Below are 21,805 nucleotides of genomic sequence, written 5' to 3'. Positions count from 1 at the left end.
ATCTAATTAAGCTTTTTAGTGATGTTGAATTAATAAAATATCAAACGATATTGGAAAAACTTGAAAAAATGCTATCAAGTGAAATTTCCTATTCTGAAAATGATTGGCAGGATGAAATTTTGCAGATAATTTTATTACTGTATCCAAAATATTTTTTGGTATTTAAAGAAGCTCCCATTAAAGCTAGTTATGATAAAGAGAAAAGCATTAGAGATGAAAAATTCATTGATATACTCTTAGTTGATTCTGATGGGAATATAGATTTAATTGAAATAAAAAAGCCCTCAGATTCTTCATTAATGACAAAAGGGCAATACAGGAGCAATCATATACCTCTAAGAGAATTATCTGGCACTGTAATGCAAATTGAAAAATATATTTATTACTTAAATAGATGGGGAGAAAATGGAGAAGAGTTTTTGACAAATAAATATAAAGCTGAAATTCCTGAAGGGTTTGAAATTAGTATTACAAACCCAAAAGGCTTCATAATAATGGGGAGAGAAAATAATTTATCAATCGAGCAAAAAAAAGACTTTGAAGTAGTAAAGAGAAAATATAAGAATGTAATTGATATTATCAGTTATGATGATTTATTAAACAGATTGAAGTTTACTATTGAGCAAATAAAAAAGAATTAGATGAAATGAGCGATTTGCCAAATAAAAGAACAATTGAATTTGTACTAAATAAAGATGACGGTTCAACAGTTTATGCCAATAGTTTTTTCTTGAAAGAAGAGAATGAGATTTTCAATTATAGAACCGAATTACAAAAAGCAATTAAAGGAATTAGAGAACCTTTATTTGTATGCTATTATTGTGGTCAGAATGTTAAAATCAATGGTGGTGGTCAAAAAAAGAAAGTCCTTCATTTTGCACATAAAAAAGATAGTGATTTTTGCCATCTCAAAACAGATACAAATTATTCACTACTAGAAATAAAAAGGCTTAAATACAATGGTGCAAAAGAAAGTAATCTCCACTTTAAAACGAAAAACTTAATCAAAGAGTTTCTTGAATTAAATAATGATTTTTCAGAGATTAAGGTTGAAAAGGTCGTTAAGAGCAACACTAATTATCTTGAATGGAAAAAACCAGATATTTCAGCAATTTATAAAAATGCCAATGTAGTCTTTGAAATACAATTATCAACTACCTTTTTAAGTGTGATAGTCGATAGAGAATATTTTTATAAAGAAAATCAAACTTACATTTTATGGGTTTTTAAAAATTTTGAAATTGAAGAGTTCAAACAGCGTTTCACAGAAAAAGATGTTTTCTATTCCAACAATAGAAATGCATTCGTATTAGATGATAAGGCAATAGATTTATCCGAACAAAACAACGATTTATATATACTTTGCTTCTATCAGAAACCCTATATCGAAAACTTAAAAATTAAATATGATTGGGGATTTGAATATGTTTGCTTCAATCAACTAACTTTTGATGAGATCAATTACAAATTTTTTTATTTTGATGTTACCAAAGAAGAAGAAAAGTTAAATAATGAGATTTCAGCCACTGAAAAAGAATTAAGAGAAAAGGAACTAAAAGAGCAACAAAAAGTCAAAGAGAATGCTTTAAAACTTCAAAAAGAGAAAAAGAAAAATATTGAGTATGATTATGAAGATTACAATTATTCATACTATGAAGATGTGATTGAGGAGGAAGTTAGAATACTAGAATTAACAACAAGCCAAAAACTAATTCGAGATAGAAATATTGCTTTTGATGAGAATAATAGAAGTACAATAATTGATTTAAGAAACGGATTTTCTTTAACTAATTATCAGCGATTGTTTTTAATGCAACAGGGTGAAATGTATAATAAGATTTTTGAGTTTTTCAAGGATGTGTACACTTTTACAAAAGAAGATAAGGAGTTTATTAATAATGAATTTAATAGAAAATTTCAAAGTTCAGATAAACTAAACGAAAATACAATTATCTACTATATTTCAATAAGTATTTTTTTGAGTAGATTGACTAATTACAAAGAATTATATAATAATTATAATGTATCAATTCAACAGTTACTTTTTGCAATTTTATCAATTAATATGAAAAAAGTTATAGGAAATAATTTTTCAAATTTAATTCAAGTTGTTAATCATTATACTAATTTGAAAAATGATAGAGTTGTATTCTTTGATGTTATTGTAAAAGCAATTGAAACCTATTGGGGAATTGATAAATTTTGCAGTAGTGAGGATAAAAAAGGTTTGCTGAAACCTAAAATTTTAAATACAAACAATTGGAAACCCCAACAAGATACCAAATACAATGAAATAGTTTCAATTGTTTTTCCAGAAATTAAATTTTAATATGAGTTCAAAAAGAATACCTTTTTTCTATAATAAAAAGCCTATAGCTTTTATCAATGACTTTGAAATATCTAAAAAAGGTGTTTTTAGAAAGTTAAAATCTTCTTTGGATGCAATTGATGAGGTAGAAATTTCCAGTTTAAGAAATGAATTTAAAGTTGAATTTGACTTTAATAGATATACAAGAAAAAGCAAAAATCTTGGTGTTGGAGATATAGTAAAAAAAGTGAAATTTGATATTAATAACAAAACATTAATTTTTGATAGAGTTTATATCAATAAAATTTCAAATCAAATTTCTAAAGGTTCTAATAACCACAGTTTAGAAGGCTCAATTTATCAGTTATATTCTGAAGGGTTTTCAAAATCAAAGAAGCAATATTTCAAATTTGTTATTCCTCACTCAAAATCATTAGATATTCACTTTCAAATTGACCATATAATATTTGAAAATGATTATGGCATTCGTTCAAGTATAGCAACAAAAGTAAATTTAATTGATGAAGAGATTTTCATACTAGAGGAAAAGGATGAAGATAAAAACAAATACATTATTATTGAATCACGGAAAAAACAGACTTATGAGGAATTTAGTAATAAAACATTTGTTATAAGGATAGCTCTAGGTTATGTTTCTGGATATTTTGCAGGAAATAAAGGTTATTTCTTTTCTTATTCAAATGTAAAGATGGAAAACTACAATGATTTTTATTTTAGCTCATTAAGAGATGAGATAAAAACATTAATGAATCCAATTAATACAAATCCATTTTCTTGGTTAAATGATTACAAAAAGGTTGCTGAAAAATATTATAAATTGAAAATATTTAGACCTTTAACAATTAGTGAATTTTCATTTTTATGCAATCACTTAATTACAAATGATGACTTTACAGCTACAATACTGTTAATTATTGAATCAACAAAAGCTAGTCTTATTTTTAGACCAAGTGGGTATTCCATAGCACTTGAAACACTATCGGATATTATAATTGGAGCAGAAAAGGAAAAAATAGCACCAATAAATTCAAAGCAAGATTTTAAAGAGTTTAAAAATGACTTAATTAATGTATTAAATAAGCATTCAACTAAAGAATCATTTAAAGATATTAATACGTTACAAGTAAGGATTGAAAATATTAACCAAATTACTAATTTAGAAAGTTTAAAGAAACCTTTTTCAATATTAGGAATTACTTTACTAGATGAGGATTTGAAAGTGATTAAGTCGAGAAATGATTTTTTACACGGTAGAGTTCCAGATTTTAAAAAACAAGGTGCAAATCGCTCAATTGAATTAAAGGATTACGATTTATACTATGCTAGTGTTAGACTTTATACACTTTTAAGTGTTTTGATTTTTAAAATGATTGGATTTGATAACTATCTTTTAAATTTCCCAAAGATTTACGAAAAAAACACAAAATATAAATTAAAAGAGGATTATTATAGAAAGATCTAATTTTAACAAACTTAATGCTAAACAATTAATCTAATAATATTTATTACTTCTTTTCCAATAATAAATTATAAATATAATTCAAAATAATCCGACGGAATCTTACAAAATCCTCCCGAATCCGACGGAATCCGACAAAACAAATTTCTAGTTTTCTAAAATTTGCATTAAGAAACTTTAAATAAACTTAATGATGAAAACACAGCAATTTTTACAATCATTTGAGAACCTTCAATCAGAGGTAAAAGAACTCAAAACACTTCAACAAAGAACTCTCCTGCTATTAGAAAGCAACAGACATATTACTACCGAAAAATCCACCCTATTGGAAGACTGGATTTCGGTAAAAGAATCATGCTTAATATTAAATTGTAGTGAAGTCACATTATGGAAACTTCGCAAGGAAGGTATTATCCCATTTACAAGAATCAAAAGAACTATTCGATTTAAGAAAAGTGATATTCTAAATTATCTAAATCAATAACGATAATTATGAAATCAGTTATTCTTAATGTGCGTATTTCTCAAAAATTGAGAGATAAGCTAACCGACGATTCTACTCAAAAAGAGATATCGTTGTCCGATAATGCTAGAGAAATTCTAAGCCTTTATTTTGAAGAACAAAATAGAAACAAAATTGACAATCAAACCCTTCATGGCATCAATTTTTATACTAGTATCGAATTTATTTACCTAATCAGTTGGATGTTTGAAAAAATTAGATCCCCAAAACATTTTGGAACTAAAAACGAATTAGAGGAAATTAAAAAAATTGTATTAAAAGCAATAGCAAATGAATTCTTCCCTAGTGACTTAAAAGAGGAATTTGAAAAAGTTTTTGTTGATATTCAACGATACATCAATGAATTTGATTCACCTAATAATCAATTTAAGTTTTGTGAATTATGTACTAATGACGTTTTTGACTATGAAATTTTAAAGGATTTTATCAGAAACAAGGCATTTGAAAACAAAATCTATTTGTAATACACTTTGTATTACAGTTTGTCATACAAATTATAATACAAACTGTAATACATCAAAACAGGAGGCATGAACACTAAAATTATACCTATATCCGAGCATACAGAGGCTTTTAAAAAAGACCTTGAAGAAGATTTGAACAATCCTGAATTCAAAACAACTACATCATCTAATTGCTTCAACGTAAAACCAATGAATCAATGGATAGAGGAAGCAAAAAACCGTCCAATTCCTAAAATGCTTTTTAGCGAATTATGGTATGAAAATGAAATCTGTATTTTGTTTGCTGATACCAACTTAGGTAAATCAATTTTAGCTTTACAAATTTCAAATATGCTAAGTAAAGGGGTTAGTATCATAGGTTTCAAAATGGAAATAACTGCCCAAAAGGTTTTGTATTTTGATTTTGAACTATCAGACAAACAAATTGAAAACAGGTATTCTGACCAGTATTCAGGGCACTATATTTTTAGCTCAAATCTATTACGTGTTGAGATAAATCCTGAACAAGAAATCCCTCTTGAATTCAAATATTTTGACGAGTTTTTATGTCATTCACTAGAAAAAGCCATCATTGACCAAAATGCCAAAATAATAGTTATTGACAATTTAACCTATTTGAAAACCGATACCGAAAAAGCAAAAGATGCTTTACCTCTAATGAAATTTTTAAATAGCATTAAGAAAAAATACAATTTATCCATATTAGTATTAGCTCATACACCCAAACGAGATGCATCAAAACCGTTAACAAAAAATGATCTCTCAGGTAGTAAAATGTTAATGAACTTTTGTGACAGTTGTTTTGCTATTGGCGAGAGTGCACAAGAAACAGGATTGAGATATATCAAACAAATAAAACAACGAAATACTGAATTACTATATGATACCCAAAACATAATTGTGTGTAAGATTGTGAAGGAAACAAACTTCTTAGAATTTGCTTTTGTTGGTTTTGAGAATGAAATGGATCATTTGAAACCCAGAAATAACGAAGAGCAATTGAATGATATTTTAGCTCTGAAAAAACAAGGCTTACCAAATACTCAAATTGCTGAAAAACTTGGAATAAGCGAAGGAACTGTTCGAAACAAAATAAAAAAAGCTGAAAATCTATAATGACTGCAAAACTAATATATCCTATAATAATGGCACTTCCTGAAAAGGAACGTGAACTACTATTAGATATGTTAGCAGCAGAAAACAAAAAACTTGACTTAGACAAACTATTATCCGAAGATCATCAAAAACTAATTGAAAAAAGAGAAATGATTGCCTATTTAATCCAAACTCAATTTAGCAAATTCAAAAACTCGTAACATTCGTAAAGTTCGTAGCTCTTACGAATGTTACGAGCGTTACGAATAATTTATTAAAAAGTGTATAAATATTCACTAGACAAATCCAGTAAAAAGTTTATTTGCCCAAAATGTGGCAAAAAAAGATTTGTGAAATATGTAGATAATGAGACTAAAGAATATTTAGAAGACGGATCCGGTAGGTGTGACAGAGCATCTAGTTGCAAAAACCACAAATCTCCAAATAAAAACCAAGTGATTTCAGAATTTATAGCGCCAATAATCCAAAGAACAGCTTCAACTATACAAAGCGATTTTTTGAATTTAAGTAGTAGGAATTTTGATGAAAACAATTTGATTCAATTTTTGGAATACTACTTTTCCGAAGGGGAAATTCAGTTAGCTATTACACAATACAGAATTGGCACTTCAAAGTACTGGAAAGGTGCAACTGTTTTTTGGCAAATCGATTCTAAAAACCAAATAAGGGCAGGAAAAGTAATGCTTTACGATGATAAAACTGGTAAACGAATCAAAGTACCCTACAGTCACATTCAGTGGGTTCATAAACTTTTGAAATTAGAGAACTATGAATTAGAACAATGTCTTTTTGGATTGCACTTGACAACAAATTCCACAATCAAAAAAATAGCTATTGTCGAAGCTGAGAAAACAGCTTTAATAATGAGTATGTTTTTACCTAATTACATTTGGATGGCAACAGGCGGAAAAGGCAATTTTAGTAAAAAAATGCTTTTGCCTATAAAAGGTTTTTCCATTTTAGCTTATCCGGACAAATCAGAATTTGATGATTGGAATAAAACAGCATTACAATTACAAAAGGAGGGATTTAAAATTAAATGCAGTCGGTTTATCGAGGATAAAGATCTACCAGAAGGCACAGATTTAGCTGATATTTATATCGAAAGTAGAAATAAAACTAAGTCAATTATTCCTCAAAACAATATTCAAAAACAGAAATTGAAGTACATAGACTAGCTAAAATAAATCCTGAAATTATTACTTTAATCAGGTCTTTTGACTTGTTGGATAATGAGCATAATGAGATTATAAATATTGGTTGACCCAAAAAGTAATTATATTTTAACATCCCAAATGACTATCCTTAATCGTTCTTCAATCGTTTTTAAACTTTCTCGAACATACTTTTCATTTGGTAAATCACCATAAACCAAATTTTTAAAATCAGAAGTATAGGTTACCTTTAATTCATCCCATACCCTATCCAACTCTTTAAAAATAATTGCATCAACAGGATGATTCACTAACCATTCATTATTGTTTTTAAAACTTATCACATCATCTTTTGCTACCGTTAGCAACATTTTTTCAAAATCTACAGAATGAAAAAACTCAAATAATTCTTTTTGTTGTAGCAATTGATGTAGATCATAAGCATGCCTGATTTTTTTCTTTAAATCTTCAATAGGATTATCTGAATAGGAAAAGCGTACAAGACTCATTATTTTTTCACAAAGGGTTCGTACCGATTCTAGTACCAATACTTCAAAAGACAACAATCCGTTTTCTTTAGCAATTTCAGATTGTCCATTAGTAATCATCATATTCCCTACATAAGAATTGATGCTTTTTGTTGTATAGGGTTCAAAATATCCCAACCAAGTAGCTTCAATTATAATAACATCCCTTACTTGACCATAATTACCATTAAATTCCTTTGCGTAAGTATGAGCTGTTTTTCTATTCATTCCCATTTTATGGGTAACTTCCTCAACTACTACTTCTGGTAACACTGTATTTATAACTTCGCTAATCTTTTTAATTTTATTCGTTAGCTTATTATTGGATTCTCCATCATGCCTTAATACTACAAGATCTATATCTTCCGAAAATCGTTCTATTAAATTAAAACATTTAGACAGGGCTGTTCCTCCTTTAAAAATAGTGTCTTTACCTATGTCATGATTAAAAATGGTATGCAATGCAAAAGTGACCCAATAATCTTTTTCAACATATATTTCCGGAATATTCATTTGTTGCGCTGTAAACTGAACGGCTTGTCTAAAAAGTTGTTTGTTCTCGTGTAGTTTCATATAATATTCCATTTTTCAGTTTGGGTCAGTACTTTATCAACTGATAATCTATATTTAGTAACAGGATTCAATGTTTTATAAAGTGCATCCGCAAGAGTATTTTCGTTCAATTCATCCAACATTGCTCCCAAAAGTGCTTTTGTTGCAGGTGGATATTTAAGAGCTAAACGCACCATTGTACTTTTATCCTTATCCGACAAAGCTTTGATGATTACCAACAATCTTTTACATGATAATTCGGGTTTACTATCTGGAATTTTCTTTATATAACGAATAGCATCCAACAATTGCAACAATGGAATATTTTCCTTCGTAATGGTATTCTTTTGCTTAATAAACGAAATCATATAACGTTCCCGTTGAAAAGCAGAACGAATTTCGTTTTTTCCTATTTGAATGGTATTACTAAGCTGTGTTGTAAGCCCTAATTGATTATACACACTATAACCCGTTAAGTAACCTGTTAATTTTCCATCGCTTTCCATCAAATCCTTTACAATCTGAGCTTGATTAGGTTCTAGCTTACCAAAAGGAGTATTTTCAGGCTTATAATATTTACCCTTAGCCAGTTTAGCTATTTTCCCCGATTCAGCCATTCTATTGAGTGCTTTTATGACTGCTTCCTTTTTATTCACCTCAGTAACAAAATCAGAATAGGTGAATACATATCCTTTTGGAAGCCTATCTACTGTAAACGATATATATTCAGATGTTTTCATAACTTACTAAGAATACAAATATAATTAATTTGTCCAGTTTATTTTAAAAAAAACTGGACATTTTCAAAATAAATTTGATTTTTACCATTGAGAAGCATATCCTTATCCAAGGATAAAGATATGCTTCTCATCCCTTTTCTTGTATAATTCTATCTTTTTACAATCCATTTCTACCGAATTCAAGATCCTCTTCTTTATATAAATTCAACTCAAATTTCGTTTTTCAATCAATACTTACATCAAATTTATACTTACCAAAAATAAGTGAATTAACATTCATTAATTTTTATTAATTTAGCTTAAAATTTTAATTATTAACGTGCACTATTCCGTACACGATTTATAAAATTTTAAGCGCTGTAAGAGTGTAGATCTCATGGGATTTTTCGATTTTTTAATCGAATTCATAACCCTGAGGTCACGGGTTCAACTCCCGTCTTCGCTACGAAAACAAAGCCTTAAACATCAATTGTTTAAGGCTTTTTTATTGAAAAATACTTTCCTAAAAACAATCTTTCATCTGACTTTTAAGTCGTCATTTTTTTTCAAAAAAACACCTTAAAATATAAACTCCTCTCTCAAAAACACTTAGCAAAACTCCCCTCTTTAAAAACTCATTTTGCCCATCTAATTAGTACAAAATCATATTTTAACTCTCATAAGCAAACTACAAATCCAAGAAAAAAATAAACCACTCATTTCCAACTATTAAACTTAAAGACAACATCACCTCAAACAATTCAAAAAAAAAGAAATTATAATCCTACTTTTTATATAAAAAACGCATTTAATCGATGTTTTTTACACTTAATCGATTTATTTATGAAAAATTGTAGTAATTTTACCTTTAGAGAATTAGCCCTCTACTTTTAGAAAACTATTTTATATAGAATATAGCAACCCCAAATCTGCCATACGACTATGAAAAAAAACTACTCTAGCAAAAGAAACATATATATACTGCTTCTTTTATTGATATTATTAATCCCTGTTTTATCAACTAAAACAGTAGCTCAAGTAAGAAAGTCTTTTACTCAGAGAACAGCTTCAGCAACACCCACAAAGACCATTTATAATATAAAAGGTGATTTTACTATGTTAGGAAACACTAACCTAACGCTGAAAAATTATGGTGTTACAACAGATAATGATGGGGAAATGATTTACGTGGACGTTGATGGAGATTCAAACACCTGGAACTCTTCTTCTGCCGATTTACAACTTTCTACAGAAAATGGCGCAACCCCAGCATGTTCTACCATTTTATTCGCTGGATTGTATTGGACCGGAAAATCGGATGATGCAGATACCTTTACAGTTTCTAAGCAAGTTCAAAATGGCACACAAGCTATAAATAATAATTTGACAGTTACGCATAATCAAAGTATTGCAAACACAAACTACAATATGACTGTGGCATCTGTGAATTCAGGAGGAAAATACCCCTCATATACTTTTTCAGGAAATGGAAACACCTATGTATTTGAATATACCAATTCATCGACGGTCACTCTTTCTATAAATGGCGGTTCTTCTACAAATTATCCAGTCAGCATTGTTGTTTCAGGATCAACAGCTACAGCTACTCTTTCATCTCCATATATCATTACCGATGGAACTGTTAACCTCACAATTAATCAATTAATTAGAAATACTGCAACCAATTTAAACAACCAGGATTCTCAAACCTATTCATCAGCCTATGTGAATGTTTCTGGGACAATCCCTACTTATACCACAACCACAAAAAATTATGATAAAAAAATAGTTTCATTAAAAGGACCGGGAGCAGCTTCTTATACGACAATTACAGCCAGTTCATCTGATATTTGGTATCCGGGTTCCGGTGATGACGGAATTTATGTTGGTTACAAAGAAATAACCGACTACGTAAAAACTTATGGATTAGGAACTTATACAGTCGCTGATATAGCCCTAAAAACAGGAACAGGTCCTACGCCTGGATATTCGGGAGGTTGGGGAATGGTTGTTATTTATGAAAACCCATTGATGAACAGTAGAGCAGTCACTCTTTTTGATGGGTATGCCAATGAAAATGGATCATTTGTGGGTGATATTCCGATTTCAGGTTTCGTGGCGGTAAATGCTGGTCAGGTAAATATGAAACTGGGAGTTATGGCTAGTGAAGGTGACGTTGCAAAAACCGGGGATTATTTACAAGTACAACAACTTAACACTACAAACTATGTAAGTTTATCACATTCCGGAAATATAACAAATAATTTCTACAACTCTTCCATTTTAACCGGAGGAAATACCAGAAACCCAAACTTACAAAACAATACCGGAATCGACTTAAGTATGTTCAACATTCCAAATACAGGAAATGCTAATATAGCTAATGGTCAAACTTCGACTAATTTCAAATATGGTTCCAGTTTAGATAAATTTTCGATTTTTGGTTTTGCTATGTCGGTGGACTCCTATGTACCAGACCCTCAAGGATTAATTAGTGTTAACTCTATTAACAATGTTACCAATCCTCCGGTTTTAAACGCTTTACCAGGACAGACCATCAATTATTCGCTAAATATTACAAACGAAGGAACAGAAGCAACTAACAATACCATTGTTTCCATTCCAATTCCTTCAACAGCTATTTTTGGCACCGGAACTAATATTACCTATAATACCTATAACGGATTTACAACTAGCAATATACCTCATTATGATTCGGGTACTAATTCAATTATCTGGGATTTAGAAACCCTACCTATTACTGCCGGACATCCGGAATACATCTATGCCGATTTAAGTTTTGACTTAGTTGTAACTACTGATTGTGATATTCTGTTAAGTGCCGGATGTAATCCTGAAGTTTCTCTGGAAACAGGAACAATTACCGGAACCGGAGCTACTTCGGGTTCTTCGTTTACCAATTATTTCTTCCAGGGCTATGATGAAACCAGTTGTCATTTGCCTATAGATGGTTCGATAAAAGTGGCTATCGATGCCAGTTCGTGTTGGATAAGTTTAGCCGGACCTGACCAAAATACCTATTGTGGCGGAGAAACAGTAACACTAAACGCTAAATCAGGAAGTACAGGAAGCTGGTCTATCGTGAGCGGTCCTGCGGGAGGAGGAGAAATTTTCTCTGACAGCAACAGTCCTGCATCTACTTTCTACAGTACAAACATTGGAACTTACACCCTTCGCTGGACAACCAATTGTGGCGCTACCGATGATGCTTTAGTTACTTTTGAACTTTGTAATGTGGTAAATTTTGACGGAGTCGATGACAATATTAATTTCAAAAACAAATTCAATCTCGACAGCGGTAATTTCAGTATCGAATGTTGGATTAAATCCAATGCTGCTAACAGCAACACCCAAACCATTCTTTCCAAACATCTTAGTCCAACAGCTACGGATGGTTATGATTTAAGAATTGTAAACAACAAAGTAGCTTTTTATTGGAACAACAACGCTGTTACAAGCACAAACAGCGTTGATACGGACAGATGGTACCATGTTGCCCTTACTTTTGACGGAACTAATTACAATTTATACATTGATGGTATTTTAGAAAAAACGGCTGCCGGTTCCAATCCGTCAACTAACAGTGTGGATTTCATTATTGGAGCAATGAGTCAAAATACAGATGTTCCATATAATTATTTTAACGGATGGATAGACGAACTTCGCTTATGGAATACAACTTTAAGCGAAGATCAAATTCGTCGTATGATGAATCAGGAAATTATAAATGACGGCAGCAATGATGTAAAAGGAGTAATTGTTCCCAAAAATATCAGCGGTATAAACTGGAGTAATCTCTCAGGTTATTATCAAATGAACAATAGCGACGACATTGGCAATGGCTATTTGGTTGACAAATCAGGAAACAATAATAACGGAAAACTCAAAGGAATTTATCTTCCGGAACCGGACACTGCGCCAATTCCTTATACATCCGGAGCAAATGGAGCCTGGGAAACTGATGAAACCTGGACTAATTATGAGGTTTGGGATCCTCCATATAGCCTAGGAATTGACAATTCGACTCCTATCGACTGGAATATTGTAAAAACATCCCACAATATTAGTTCAACGGGAAATAAAACGGTTTTAGGATTATTAGTAAACAGCAATACTATTAGTGCCAACAATGATTCTAAAATTGAAATTTCGAGCTATTTAAAATTAGACGGAAAAATTGATTTGGTTGGAAAATCACAATTAATTCAAACTCTCGACAGCGATTTAGACGTAAACAGCTCTGGTTCTCTAGAACGAGACCAACAAGGACAATCCAATTTGTACAACTACAATTATTGGAGTTCACCTGTTGGAACCATAAATACCACAACCAATAATGTAACCTATACAGTAGGTGGCGTTATGAAAGACGGTACCACCAGTACGCCACAAAATATCAAATGGATTGGCGGTTATAATGGTACGCCAACAACTCCTATTAGTCTTGCCCGATATTGGCTTTTCAAATTTGATAATTATACCAATGCTTACGCAAATTGGGTGCAATTCAACGAAAATTCTCCTATAAGAGTCGGACAGGGTTACACCATGAAAGGAAGCGGAGCTGCAAGCAGTACGCAAAACTATACTTTTGTTGGAAAACCAAACAATGGAGCGATCACATCCAACACGGTTTCTGCCAATCAATTATTATTAGCCGGAAATCCGTATCCGTCTTCTTTAGATAGTGAAGTTTTCATCAATGATAATGCGAATTCCATGAATGGAACTATTTATTATTGGGAACATTATGCGACTAACAATACTCATATTTTAAGGGATTACCAAGGCGGTTATGCCACCCGAAACCTTACCGGAGGGGTAGCACCTTCTTCCACCAATGTGGATTATATCAGCAAATTAGGCACTCCTTCCCGCGGAATTCCTAATCGTTTTATCCCTGTTGGACAGGCATTCTTTATCATTGGAAAACCTGACGGAAGCGGAACTATTACTTACAACAACAATCAAAGAAGTTTCCATAAAGAAAACGATGCTGCAAATTCGAACGTGATGTATAAAATTACAACTCAAACCAAACAATTGTGGCAAAACAACAATAATGATGAAGTTGTAAATGAAAATCACAAAAAAATCCGTTTAGGTTTTAACTCCCGAAATGATTATCATCGTCAAATTTTATTAGGTTTTATGGATGAAAAAGCCACAGACCAAATGGATTTTGGTTATGATGCCTACAACCTTGACAACATTCCAAATGATATGTATTTCCTAATCGGTGAAGACCAATTTGTCATTCAGGGTGTAGGTTCTTTTAACAAATATGCTTCCTACCCGATTGGTATTAAAACAGATGCCGAAGGAACCATCAAATTCATGATTGATGATATTGAAAATTTCGACAGCAGTCAAGGCGTTTATATTTACGATGCCACCACCAACACTTACAATGATATCAGAAGCACTCCTTTTGAAATCAATGTAGCAACAGGAACTAACAACAGCCAATTTGCTTTACGTTTTTCCAAAACAACCGAGGAAGAAGACAAACTGACGGAAAAACAATTGAAAGCTAATAAAATTGACATTATTCATATTCAAAAAACAAACCTCATCAATATCAATAATCGTATTGAAGATTGCAGCGTTACTAAAGTTCGCCTTTATGATGATTCCGGAATTGAAATTGAAAACTGGAAAATTCAGGAAAACAGAGATCAATCTAACATCCAGATGCATATCAAGAAAACAAAAATGGGGGTTTATATCGTAAAAGTAGAAACAACCCGAGGTGAATTCACTAAAAAAATCCTTATCGAATAATTGATAATTAACGTAAAATTACAAAACGTTCTGACCATAAAATCAGAACGTTTTTTTTTATAGTACTTATTTCTATTTGAAAAATGACTATAAAAATTTTATAAAAAAATCTTTCCTTCAGGAACAAATATTCTCTTTTAATTTTTACTTTTACTTATTTTTATTTATTCTAAATAGAAAATTAAATTAAACCAAAACAACTAATAATTATCTAATCGATAAAATGTCTAAATAATGAAGAAAAATCTATTTGCATCCCTTGCGCTGGCTACTACTTTTTTGGCTACAGCCCAACAAAAAAATACACTTTTAGAACAAAGTTTCTGGAAATCTGCTCCGGATGTTAAGGCTGTAAAAACAGAAATTGACAAAGGAAATAATCCTTCCGAAAGTACACGAAATGCCTTTGACGCAGTGGTTTATGCTATAAACAGCGATGCGCCAACGGAAACAATTAAATTTTTATTAGACCAACCCGGCAATACCGTTAATAAACCAACGCATGACAATCGTATTTACCTGCATTGGGCCGCCAATAAAGGAAATGCTGAAGTTGTAAATTACTTAATAGCCAAAGGATCTAACATCAATCTGGAAGACAGTCATGGCACAACTCCAATTACTTTTGCAGCAAATAATGGTCAAAAAAACACGGTCGTTTACGAAGCCTTTTTTAAAGCCGGTTTAGACCCAAAGAAAAAATACAAAGACAATACAACTCTTTTATTATTGGCAATCCCAAATGATAAAGATTTGACATTAACCAATTATTTTATTTCCAAAGGGCTTTCTTTGAAAGACACTGATGCCAACGGAGCAACCGCATTTGATTATGCCGCCCGAACAGGAAATATCGAACTTTTAAAAACATTAGTACAAAAAGGAGTAAAATATACCGATAATGCACTACTTATCGCCTCACAGGGTTCTCGTCGTGAAGCAAATACATTAGAAGTGTACCAATATTTAATAGACGAATTGAAACTGAATCCTAAAGCGGTTTCAAAAGAGGGTGAAACGGTTTTACACAATCTGGTTCGTAAATCCAATCAAACAGAGATTATCAATTATTTTTTAAGCAAAGGAGTGGATGCAAATAAAGCGGATAACGATGGTAACACCGCTTTAATGAACGCCGCTTCGGGTAGAGACACCGAATCTTTAGAATTATTATTACCAAAAGCCAAAGATATCAATGCTAAAAATGCCAAAGGAGAATCGGCATTATCATTAGCTATTCAAAACGGAAGTCCGAAAGCTGTGGAACTTTTGTTAAAACAAAAAGCAGATATCAAGGTAACCGACAAAGACAACAACAATTTAGGATATTACTTAATTCAATCCTATCGTCCACAAATGGGGGATCGTGAAATGAATGCACGCGGACCACAAGGCGAAACGGCTGCAAAAGAAGATCCTTTTACAGAAAAATTAAAGCTGTTGCAACAAAATGGACTGAATCTTTCTCAGCCTCAACAGGACGGAAATACTTTATATCATTTTGCTGTGCTGAAAAATGATATAACTTTGCTGAAAAAATTAGCCGCCGTTAACATCGATATCAACGCCAAAAACAAAGACGGTTTAACTGCTTTGCACAAAGCTGCTATGATTGCAAAAAACGACAACATTTTAAACTATTTATTGTCCAATGGTGCCAAAAAAGATATCAAAACCGATTTTGACGAAAGTGCTTACGACTTAGCCAAAGAAAACGAAACCTTATCTAAAAACAATATTTCCATCGAAATTTTAAAATAATACCATGAATTCAATTTTTAAGACAGCGCTTTTGAGTGCTTTTATCTGCCTTATTTCTTTCCAGTCTTTCGCTCAAAGCAGCAAATACAAATGCATGTTGCAAATGTCTAATTACATGGGTGAAGGCGCTTATGTAGTGGTTTCATTAATCAATCCCAAAGGTGCTTATGAAAAAACACTTTACGTTATGGGCGACGATAAAAAATGGTACAAAACCTTAAAAGAATGGCATAAATTTTATTCTAAAAAACCTTCTAATATCAGTGCCATTACCGGAGCTTCAGTAACCGGAGGAGACCGAAGCATTACGACTATCGAAATTGAGGATTCTAAAATCAACAGCGGATATAAATTGCGTTTTGAATCGGCAGTGGAAGACCAAAAATACCATGTTTCCGATTTAGAAATGCCTCTGACCACTGCGGCTTTAGCCGACAAAACGGAAGGAAAAGGCTATATTCGTTATGTACGATTCAGTAAATTATAATCCAAAATTATTTAAATGACGCTTTCTGTCTGGCGATACGCCCACCTTACTTTGGCGGTATTTTCTGCTGCATTTTTATTTCTGGCTGCCGCAACAGGAATTATCCTCGCAGTAGATGCTATTCAGGAGAAAATTCCGTCTCATCGGGTAACTAATTTCAACGATATAACATTGGCAGAAACTTTGCCAATTCTAAAAAAAACATATCCAGAAATAACCGAAATCAGTATCGACCACAATCAGTTTGTTACTTTACAGGCTATTGATAAGAACGGGAACGATGTTAATGCATACATCAATCCAACAAACGGAAAAATAATTGGTAAACCCGAAAAAAAAAGCGATTTTATTAACTGGATTACCAGTTTGCATCGTTCGCTGTTTCTGCACGAAACAGGACGTCTTTTTATTGGAATTAACGCCTTTTTATTGTTACTTATTTCCACTTCCGGTTTTGTATTAGTCTTAAAAAGACAAAAAGGAATCCGTAATTTTTTCTCCAAAATCATCAAAGATTATTTTGCTCAATATTACCACGTGGTTTTTGGAAGACTGGCTTTGATTCCCATTTTAATTTTGGCTCTTTCCGGGACTTATTTATCTATGGACCGTTTTCATCTTTTTGAAAATGAAAATAAAACTGAAACAGAAAATTCGAAACCACAACAAAAATCTTTTGATTTCAAAAAAACTTCTTTTGCTGAAATCACAAAAATAGAATTCCCTTTTTCGGATGATTCCGAAGATTATTACACTTTCGAATTAAAAGACCGAAAAATAGAAGTCGAACAATATTCGAATAAAATAATTTCGGAAGAATTATTCCCGACTACAAAAATATTGTCCGAATTAAGTTTGGATTTACACACCGGAAGAGCCAATTCTTTTTGGGCTTTTGTACTTGGATTAGCTTCTTTAAACATTTTGTTTTTTATCTATTCGGGTTTTGCGATGACTTTCAAAAGAAGAGCCAGCCGCATAAAAAACAAATTCAAAGCCGAAGAAAGTAAATATATTTTGCTAGTGGGTTCAGAAAACGGAAGTTCGCTGCGTTTTGCCAATGCCATTTTGAAACAACTCACCGAGCAAGGTGAAAAAGCTTTTATGACACAACTCAACGATTATAAAAACTTTCCAAAAGCCGAACATTTATTGATTTTTAGTTCGACTTACGGTTTGGGTGATGCGCCTTCGAATGCCAATAAATTTGAATCGCTTTTAGCCAAATATCCGCAAACAAATGCTGTAAATTATTCGGTAATTGGTTTTGGTTCCAAATCCTATCCGGATTTTTGCGGTTTTGCCCGAAAAATAGATTCGATTTTAGAAAAACAAAAATGGGCTCATCGCTTTTTAGAATTACAAACTGTAAATGATAAATCGGCTGTAGAATTTGTAAACTGGGTAAAATTGTGGAGCGCTAAAACCGAAATTTCGCTAAGTACTACTCCATCCGTTTATAATCATATTCCAAAAGGTTTGCAACAACTCATGGTTTTGGACAAAACCATGGTTTTAGAAAACGAACAGACTTTTTTATTGACTCTAAGGGCTGGAATGCGAAGCCAATTTACTTCCGGCGATTTATTAGCCATTTATCCTGCCAATGACAATCAGGAACGTTTGTATTCCATCGGGAAACATAATGGTAACATTCAACTGGCTGTAAAATTACACCCGAATGGATTAGGTTCCGGCTTTTTATCTAATTTAAAAGCGGGCGAAGTTATCAAAACACAAATAATCAACAATCATGCGTTTCATTTCCCTAAAAAAGCGACAAAAGTAGCACTGATTTCTAACGGAACCGGAATTGCTCCCTTTTTGGGAATGATTGAACAAAACAAGAAAAAAACCGAAATTCATTTGTATTCCGGCTTTCGCCAAAAAACCGAAATCACCCAACATTATCAGGATTTTGCTTTGCAAATGCAGCAAAAACAACATCTGAAAAATTTCCATTTGGCTTACTCTCGTGAAGCAGACAAACATTATGTAATGGATTTGATTCAGATGGACGCTGATTTCTTTGCCGATTTATTAAAAAACGGTGGCATTATTATGATTTGCGGTGCATTAGCCATGCTATTTGACGTTGAAAAAGTTTTAGACCAAATTTGTCTTTCCATAAACCACACACCACTTAGTTACTACAAAACACAAGGACAACTTTTGACCGATTGTTATTAAGCAATTCTTTTTTTAATTTCCAATGACAATAAAACACTTTAATATAATTTTCTTTTTAAACTTATTAATTAGTTTCACTTGTCAGGCTCAAATTTTACGAAAAAAAACCACCTTACTTATGGGCGGACGCTTTGATATTAGTATTGTAGCAAAAGATTCGCTCACCGCCGAAGAAAACATAGATTGTATCATTGCCGAAATCAGTCGGATTGAAAACCTGATTTCCGATTGGAAACCAACTTCTCAGGTTTCTGAAGTTAATCAAAATGCGGGAATCCGTCCGGTAAAAGTAGATAAAGAAGTATTCGAATTAACCAAAAGAGCTTTGCAGCTTTCTGAAATTACTAAAGGAGCATTTGATATTAGTTTTGCTGCGATGGACAGAATTTGGAAATTTGACGGTTCCATGACCGAAATGCCCTCGCCGGAAGCTATCAAAAAATCGGTTGCAAAAGTGGGCTATAAAAACATTATTCTCGACAGCATTCATTCGACAATTTTCCTAAAACTAAAAGGAATGAAAATTGGTTTTGGCGCTTTGGGTGAAGGCTATGCAACTAATAAATGCCAGGAAATGATGCTTACTAAAGGAATCCATTCGGGTATTATAAATGCCTCCGGCGATATGAGTGTTTGGGGAACGCAAATTAACGGTAAACATTGGAACATTGGTATTACGAATCCTTTTCATCCCGATAAAATTCTGGCTACAATGCCTTTAAAACAAGGAGCAGTTACCACGTCGGGTTCTTACGAAAAATTTGTTGTTTTGAACGGCAAACGCTATTCGCACATTATTAATCCCGCAACCGGATATCCTTCAACCGGACTGTGCAGTGTTACTGTTTTTGGCCCCAATGCTGAAACTGCTAACGGTTTTAGTACTTCGGCTATGGTTTTGGGCAAAAAAGCTGCTATTCCATTTTTAAATCAATTTCCGGATTACTATTTTATGATGATTACCGATTCGGGCAAAACTATCTTCTCTAAAAACTTCCCGAAACGACTGTTAAAAAAATACAGATAACTAAAAATTTTTACTTCAAAAAATAATTTCATTCAACTCTTCATTTGAAATTAACCAACAATTTATTAAGTATTAAAAATCTCTTTTTTCAACTCAAATAAAGTAAAACAATACTTTCAAATCTACTGACTTCTAAATTTCTGTACTTAATCGAGTTATCCTACACCTCATCGATTAAAGTATAATAAAACATGGCTATTCTTTAATTTTACCACTATTACCGAAACGGTAATTCCCGAACAAATGATCCCTGCTGTTTTTGAGTTTTTAAACTCTAAAAACATTCGACTTTTCCTAAGAACAGAACATTTAATTATAAGTCTCTATCTAAAAATATTTCGGCTCAAAAAACAAATAAAATAAGAGCCTTGTAAAATAATTGAAAGTTATTTTTTGAATCTAAATCACTAAACTTATGAAACAAAAATACTTATTCATTCTATACCTGTTTTTTAATTTCATCCAAATTTTCGCTCAAAATACTGGTGATTTTAGATCTATTGCAAACGGAAATTGGGAATCACTTTCGTCATGGGAAGTTTATAATGGTACTACTTCAAACTGGGATTCCGCTACTTTTTATCCTGGAGAAAATACAGGAACTACTAATACGGTAACTATTTCCAACGGAAACACTATTTCCATTACTTCAAATCTGACAACAGCAGAAATGGGTAGTGTAATTGTTAATGGTACATTGGATTTAAATCCTCCATCCCCTTTTAATATTACACTTTCAACATTACATTTATTTATAGATGGTGGAGTATTAAATTTTAATGGTCCACAAATAAGTTTAAATCTGCCACTAAGAGCTTCTCCTAACCCTAGTCCGTATATTGAGATAAAAAACGGAGGGACAATTGGCGGAAGCTGTACCCATAACGATGAAATTTTAATAGGTAATAATGTATATGCTGTTTGCAAAACAACAGGTTCCAGTGATTATGTAACCTTTGGTGAAATAGCAACCTCAGGAGGAACAATAAATGCAGTTATAAATTTACCTCCTTCCAATGCTACAAGTTGTAAAGACCAACCAATAACTTTAGAAGGACATTATGAAGGAGCGGCCGGTAGCACTGTAAACTATCAATGGACTGCTACAGATCCAAATGGAGATCCCATTACAATTGCCAACGGAATCTTATCAAATAATTCCGATTTAGCCTCAACTTCATTTACACCAACTATTTTCGGAAATTATTTAATATCATTTACAGTTTCCACAGATATTAGCGGAATTAACTTTTCTAATACTGTTACTAATTTAGTTATTATTGAAGATACTCAGGCGCCAATTATTAACTGTCCGATTACCTCTAATGCGAATAGAAACACCAATGCTAATCTTTGCACCTATACGGCTGATGAAACTGAATTCAACGCTACTGCTACAGATAATTGTGCGGTAACTTCTTTAACTTATGCTCTGAGTGGAGACACTACCGGAAGCGGAACTTCTCTCGCCGGAGTAGTATTCAACAAAGGGGTAACTACTGTAACATGGTCCGCTTCTGACGGAGTAAATGCGGCTGTAAACTGTAGTTTTACGGTGACAATAAGTGATATAGAAAAACCAATTTTAACTCCGGAAACCAATCAGGATGTAACTCTGGATGCCAATTGCTTGGTGACTATTCCAAACTTAGTCGATGGTTCAACTGCTACCGATAATTGTTCTGTTGTGAC

16 protein-coding genes are annotated in these 21,805 nt (G+C 32.3%); 14 read left to right on the top strand and 2 right to left on the bottom strand.

Features of this window, described 5'->3' with window-relative positions:
• The first annotated feature begins 50 nt into the window (after positions 1-50).
• The 8 genes from H599_RS19725 (at position 51) to H599_RS19715 (ending at position 7,069) form a co-directional block, all read left to right on the top strand.
• Entirely contained in the window at positions 51-641 is a 591-nt protein-coding gene (locus tag H599_RS19725; RefSeq protein ID WP_035141598.1) for a Shedu immune nuclease family protein, read from the top strand.
• Positions 642-646: 5 nt separating this feature from the next.
• Positions 647-2,329, top strand: a complete 1,683-nt coding sequence (locus tag H599_RS0112595) for a DUF6035 family protein (protein WP_026714460.1) — start codon at positions 647-649, stop codon at positions 2,327-2,329.
• A gap of 1 nt (position 2,330) precedes the next feature.
• On the top strand, positions 2,331-3,791 hold the full coding sequence (locus H599_RS0112590) for a hypothetical protein (RefSeq protein WP_035141596.1): 1,461 nt from the start codon (positions 2,331-2,333) through the stop codon (positions 3,789-3,791).
• Between the two features lie 187 nt (positions 3,792-3,978).
• Positions 3,979-4,272 (top strand): helix-turn-helix domain-containing protein, encoded by a 294-nt coding sequence (locus H599_RS21425; RefSeq protein ID WP_035141595.1) that lies wholly within the window; start codon positions 3,979-3,981, stop codon positions 4,270-4,272.
• A gap of 8 nt (positions 4,273-4,280) precedes the next feature.
• Positions 4,281-4,775 carry a hypothetical protein gene (locus tag H599_RS0112580; RefSeq protein WP_026714457.1) on the top strand — a complete coding sequence of 165 codons (495 nt, stop codon included), beginning with the start codon at positions 4,281-4,283 and terminating at the stop codon, positions 4,773-4,775.
• Between the two features lie 189 nt (positions 4,776-4,964).
• Positions 4,965-5,891, top strand: a complete 927-nt coding sequence (locus tag H599_RS0112575; RefSeq protein WP_245600520.1) for an AAA family ATPase — start codon at positions 4,965-4,967, stop codon at positions 5,889-5,891.
• The gene (locus H599_RS0112570) at positions 5,891-6,091 is read left to right on the top strand and encodes a hypothetical protein (RefSeq protein WP_026714455.1); all 201 of its coding nucleotides are present in this window, start codon (positions 5,891-5,893) and stop codon (positions 6,089-6,091) included. The genes H599_RS0112575 and H599_RS0112570 overlap by 1 nt, the downstream gene beginning before the upstream one ends.
• A 60-nt stretch (positions 6,092-6,151) precedes the next feature.
• Positions 6,152-7,069 carry a DUF6371 domain-containing protein gene (locus H599_RS19715; protein ID WP_262493892.1) on the top strand — a complete coding sequence of 306 codons (918 nt, stop codon included), beginning with the start codon at positions 6,152-6,154 and terminating at the stop codon, positions 7,067-7,069.
• Positions 7,070-7,167: 98 nt separating this feature from the next.
• On the opposite strand, the gene H599_RS0112560 is transcribed toward H599_RS19715, so the two are convergent.
• Positions 7,168-8,145, bottom strand: coding sequence for a nucleotidyl transferase AbiEii/AbiGii toxin family protein (locus H599_RS0112560; protein WP_026714454.1), 978 nt, complete (start codon positions 8,143-8,145; stop codon positions 7,168-7,170).
• Entirely contained in the window at positions 8,142-8,864 is a 723-nt protein-coding gene (locus H599_RS0112555) for a DUF6088 family protein (RefSeq protein WP_026714453.1), read from the bottom strand. Before H599_RS0112555 ends, H599_RS0112560 begins: the two co-directional genes overlap by 4 nt.
• Positions 8,865-9,959: 1,095 nt before the next feature.
• Here H599_RS0112555 and H599_RS20370 point away from each other — a divergent pair.
• From H599_RS20370 to H599_RS19700, 6 genes are all read left to right on the top strand, one after another.
• Positions 9,960-14,648 carry a LamG-like jellyroll fold domain-containing protein gene (locus H599_RS20370; RefSeq protein WP_051590740.1) on the top strand — a complete coding sequence of 1,563 codons (4,689 nt, stop codon included), beginning with the start codon at positions 9,960-9,962 and terminating at the stop codon, positions 14,646-14,648.
• A gap of 234 nt (positions 14,649-14,882) precedes the next feature.
• Positions 14,883-16,409: an ankyrin repeat domain-containing protein gene (locus tag H599_RS0112540; RefSeq protein WP_026714452.1), complete on the top strand. Its 1,527-nt coding sequence runs from the start codon at positions 14,883-14,885 to the stop codon at positions 16,407-16,409.
• A gap of 4 nt (positions 16,410-16,413) precedes the next feature.
• Positions 16,414-16,896 (top strand): DUF2271 domain-containing protein, encoded by a 483-nt coding sequence (locus tag H599_RS0112535; protein WP_026714451.1) that lies wholly within the window; start codon positions 16,414-16,416, stop codon positions 16,894-16,896.
• 15 nt (positions 16,897-16,911) lie between these two features.
• Positions 16,912-19,086 carry a PepSY domain-containing protein gene (locus H599_RS0112530; protein ID WP_026714450.1) on the top strand — a complete coding sequence of 725 codons (2,175 nt, stop codon included), beginning with the start codon at positions 16,912-16,914 and terminating at the stop codon, positions 19,084-19,086.
• Between the two features lie 22 nt (positions 19,087-19,108).
• Entirely contained in the window at positions 19,109-20,113 is a 1,005-nt protein-coding gene (locus H599_RS0112525) for an FAD:protein FMN transferase (protein ID WP_026714449.1), read from the top strand.
• A gap of 415 nt (positions 20,114-20,528) precedes the next feature.
• Positions 20,529-21,805, top strand: a 1,277-nt coding sequence (locus H599_RS19700) for a hypothetical protein (RefSeq protein ID WP_035141591.1), incomplete at its 3' end; no start/stop codon positions are given.

Origin of the sequence: Flavobacterium daejeonense DSM 17708 (assembly GCF_000425425.1) — a bacterium.
In the GTDB taxonomy this organism is placed as follows: Bacteria; Bacteroidota; Bacteroidia; order Flavobacteriales; family Flavobacteriaceae; genus Flavobacterium; species Flavobacterium daejeonense.
This window is presented reverse-complemented; position numbering and strand designations above follow the sequence as displayed.

Coding starts and splice junctions, on each gene's coding strand:
- H599_RS0112595 (WP_026714460.1), top strand. CDS start 647: ATGAGCGATTTGCCAAATAAAAGAACAATTGAATTTGTACTAAATAAA.
- H599_RS0112590 (WP_035141596.1), top strand. CDS start 2,331: ATGAGTTCAAAAAGAATACCTTTTTTCTATAATAAAAAGCCTATAGCT.
- H599_RS21425 (WP_035141595.1), top strand. CDS start 3,979: ATGATGAAAACACAGCAATTTTTACAATCATTTGAGAACCTTCAATCA.
- H599_RS0112580 (WP_026714457.1), top strand. CDS start 4,281: ATGAAATCAGTTATTCTTAATGTGCGTATTTCTCAAAAATTGAGAGAT.
- H599_RS0112575 (WP_245600520.1), top strand. CDS start 4,965: ATGAATCAATGGATAGAGGAAGCAAAAAACCGTCCAATTCCTAAAATG.
- H599_RS0112570 (WP_026714455.1), top strand. CDS start 5,891: ATGACTGCAAAACTAATATATCCTATAATAATGGCACTTCCTGAAAAG.
- H599_RS0112560 (WP_026714454.1), bottom strand. CDS start 8,145: ATGAAACTACACGAGAACAAACAACTTTTTAGACAAGCCGTTCAGTTT.
- H599_RS0112555 (WP_026714453.1), bottom strand. CDS start 8,864: ATGAAAACATCTGAATATATATCGTTTACAGTAGATAGGCTTCCAAAA.
- H599_RS20370 (WP_051590740.1), top strand. CDS start 9,960: ATGTTAGGAAACACTAACCTAACGCTGAAAAATTATGGTGTTACAACA.
- H599_RS0112540 (WP_026714452.1), top strand. CDS start 14,883: ATGAAGAAAAATCTATTTGCATCCCTTGCGCTGGCTACTACTTTTTTG.
- H599_RS0112535 (WP_026714451.1), top strand. CDS start 16,414: ATGAATTCAATTTTTAAGACAGCGCTTTTGAGTGCTTTTATCTGCCTT.
- H599_RS0112530 (WP_026714450.1), top strand. CDS start 16,912: ATGACGCTTTCTGTCTGGCGATACGCCCACCTTACTTTGGCGGTATTT.
- H599_RS0112525 (WP_026714449.1), top strand. CDS start 19,109: ATGACAATAAAACACTTTAATATAATTTTCTTTTTAAACTTATTAATT.